A 2,482-nucleotide genomic window follows, 5' to 3' on the forward strand; every position below is an offset into this window, starting at 1 on the left:
ATTTATTGAAACTTTATGGTTTTATTCATATCTGCTGGGTCAGTTTCATCGTTGCCTGTCATTTTCTTGAATAGGTTGACAGCATTCTTCGTCACGCTTCCTGTTTCCCAATATTCTGCCGACCGGACATTTACCTTGAGCAAGACAACGTTTGGGTCATCATAGGAGGTGTCCAGCATCTTCTCATAGGCTTTATTCCAAAGCTCGCGTTTCTTATTCATATCCTCTACTACTTCTACTTTACCGCTGACAGAGACATAGGATTTACCCGCATAGGAAACATTCACGTCACTTTCATGCAGAATCTCACGGTATTTTTCGGTATCCTTCATTGTAAAGAACCAGAGATCCCCGTCGAATTCGACTTCCTGCGTCATCATCGGGCGTGAAATCAGCCCTTCCGGTGTGCTTGTTGTAAACATGGCTGTATCGATATCTTTAATTAAATCTCTCAGTTTTTCAATTTCTTCTTGATTATATTGGTTGTTCATCATCTAGTCCTCCCTTATCGTTTATACGTATATTACCCTTGCATTTTCCTCTTAATCCTTTTATTAGGACTTATCATTTTCGAGCATAAAAAAACAGCCAAGCAAATTGCTTTGACTGTCAGATTATCCGATAAAAATATCTTCCTCCGGATAGCGGATTTTTGCTGTCCTTGTTCTGGCGAAGGAGAAGGCCAATGTGAGCGGCCCGATCCGTCCAATAAACATGAGAATAATGATCAAGAACCTGCCGGCATTTGATAAGTCAGGCGTCAGTCCCATGGAAAGCCCCACTGTCCCAAAGGCCGAGAAGGACTCAAAGAGAATCATGGATAATGATGCATCCTCGGTGACGGTCAGCAGGAAAGCGGTCAAAAAGACAAAGAAAAGCCCAATCATCGTCACGGCCAATGACTTAAAAACAACCGTCTGATGGATTGTCCGCTCAAACATGACCGGCTCCTTCCGTCCACGTATGTAGGCAAACACAGACCAGACAATGACGATAAAGGTTGTCACCTTGATTCCAGAACCGGTAGATGCACTGCCTGCCCCAATAAACATGAGAAGCATGATGAGAAGAAGCGAGCCATCCGTCATCCCGCCAATATCAATCGTATTGAAACCAGCCGTACGCGGGGAAATCCCTTGAAAATACGACACCCACAGCTTCTCTCCAAGCGGCATAGAGCCAATGGTCGCCTCATTCGAATATTCAAGGAGGAACAAAAACAGAATGGCTGTCACATTCAATACAAAGGTCCCGATGAGCATGATTTTGGAATGGAGCTTTAAGTTCTTGAAGTTTCGTTTATTTGCCAGATCAACCAATACGGTAAACCCCAGTCCTCCCGTGATAATCAACAGCGTGATAACCAAGTTAACAAGGCCATCATGCGAATAACCCATCAAATTATCGGAAAACAAGGAAAAACCCGCATTATTGAAGGCTGAGACGGAATGGAATAAACTATAGAACACTCCTCTCACAGCCCCATACACTGGTATCCATTTCAGCGAAAGGATGATAGTCCCGGCAAGCTCAACGGCTATCGTGAAAATAAATAAAATCTTCACCAAACGAATGACTCCCCCAATGGAGGTTTGGTTAAATGACTCTTGCACAATGAGCCTTTCTTTAAGCCCGATTTTCTTACCGAGAAGGATCAGGACAAAGATGGCAAACGTCATCAAGCCAAGTCCTCCAATCTGCATCATCACAATCATGACACATTCCCCAAATACAGAAAGTGTTGTCCCTATATTAATCACACTTAAGCCGGTCACCGTTGTTGCGGATGCGGCTGTAAAAAAGGCGTCCATCCAAGAGATTTCCACCTTCGTTGAAATCGGCAGCTTTAAGAGCACCGTTCCCAAAAGAATGACGAGCGCAAACCCCAGCGCCAGAACTTGAGGAGGTGTGAGTTGGATGGTTTCCCACTTGCTGTGATTCATGGATATTCCCCCGAGCTATAGTTCTATTTCACTAAATTTAGTGAGAGCTGATTTCTTGCCAATCATCATCAAGACATCCCCCTTTTGAATCACTTCATCAGGAAGCGGTGTCATAATTAAGTCGGAATTCCGCCAAATGGCGACGACCGTGCATCTGTATCGCTGGCGAATATTGACCTCAACAAGGGTTTTCCCAGCAAGCTTGTCGGTCGCCATAATCTCCATCATGCTATGCTCTTCTGATAGAGCAATATAGTCAATAATATGCTGGGAGATAAGATGTTGGGCAATGCGCACACCCATATCCTTCTCTGGATGAATGATGCGGTCTGCCCCAATTTTCTCAAGCACCTTATGATGATACTCATTCTGGGCTTTCACCCATACATTCTCTACACCTATCTCCTTCAAGATCAACGTCGTCAGAATGCTAGCCTGAATATCATCACCGATTGCAACAATGACATAATTGAAGTTCTTGATTCCAAGCGCCTTCATCGTCGCTTCATCTGTTGTGTTGGCAATCATGGCATGTGTGG

Annotated in this window: 3 protein-coding genes; all 3 read right to left on the reverse strand. The window is 44.2% G+C overall.

Translation table 11 applies throughout. The features are described from left to right. Window positions 1–2: 2 nt before the first annotated feature. Complete coding sequence (locus ACI35L_RS07220) at window positions 3–491, reverse strand: pyridoxamine 5'-phosphate oxidase family protein (protein WP_439802559.1); 489 nt, start codon at window positions 489–491, stop codon at window positions 3–5. A 123-nt stretch (window positions 492–614) separates the two neighbouring features. After that, the gene (locus ACI35L_RS07225) at window positions 615–1,943 is read right to left on the reverse strand and encodes a TrkH family potassium uptake protein (RefSeq protein WP_439802557.1); all 1,329 of its coding nucleotides are present in this window, start codon (window positions 1,941–1,943) and stop codon (window positions 615–617) included. A 15-nt stretch (window positions 1,944–1,958) separates the two neighbouring features. Continuing rightward, window positions 1,959–2,482, reverse strand: a 524-nt coding sequence (locus ACI35L_RS07230) for a potassium channel family protein (protein ID WP_439802558.1), incomplete at its 5' end; no start/stop codon positions are given.

This window comes from Pradoshia sp., from assembly GCF_051873915.1.
GTDB lineage: Bacteria > Bacillota > Bacilli > Bacillales > Pradoshiaceae > Pradoshia.

Bases quoted from the DNA above. Each gene is read 5' to 3' on its own strand.
- ACI35L_RS07220 (WP_439802559.1), bottom strand. From the start codon at position 491: ATGAACAACCAATATAATCAAGAAGAAATTGAAAAACTGAGAGATTTA.
- ACI35L_RS07225 (WP_439802557.1), bottom strand. From the start codon at position 1,943: ATGAATCACAGCAAGTGGGAAACCATCCAACTCACACCTCCTCAAGTT.